The 436-nt window shown below is 41.5% G+C and carries 1 protein-coding gene; it reads right to left on the bottom strand.

Going from position 1 to position 436, the window contains the following annotated elements; genetic code table 11:
* Positions 1–436: glycogen/starch/alpha-glucan phosphorylase (locus NQ050_RS11080; RefSeq protein WP_257039397.1), on the bottom strand; the 436-nt coding region annotated here is incomplete at both ends.

The following is a 436-nucleotide window of genomic DNA, read 5'->3' as shown; positions in this document are numbered from 1 at the left end:
CCATGAACGTGGTGTAATCCACTCGTTTGGCACAGCAGACTGCTGATGGTATTCAAATAATTGTCTAAACAGTCCAAAGTGATAATTCAAGCCGACCCCATCACCGTTAAGACCTAGACTAGCAATTGAATCAAGGAAGCAGGCAGCCAAGCGCCCCAAACCTCCATTACCAAGAGACGGTTCAAGCTCCATGTCTTCAATAGCAATCAAATCCTTACCAGCTGCCACCAACTGGCTTTTAACCTCATCATAAAGACCAAGGTTGATTAAATTATTAGACAAGAGCTTACCAATTAAGAACTCTGCTGAAATATAGTAGACCTTTTTCTTTTGGTCATTTGTATACTTAGCTTCACTCTGCTGTTTTGCAAAAGCAAGCAAGGCGTAATAGAGTTCTTGGTCTGTACAATCTTCAATGCGTTTGGCATACATAGAC

Source organism: Corynebacterium sp. 122RC1 (assembly GCF_024580955.1).
Taxonomy (GTDB): domain Bacteria; phylum Actinomycetota; class Actinomycetes; order Mycobacteriales; family Mycobacteriaceae; genus Corynebacterium; species Corynebacterium kozikiae.
This window is presented reverse-complemented; position numbering and strand designations above follow the sequence as displayed.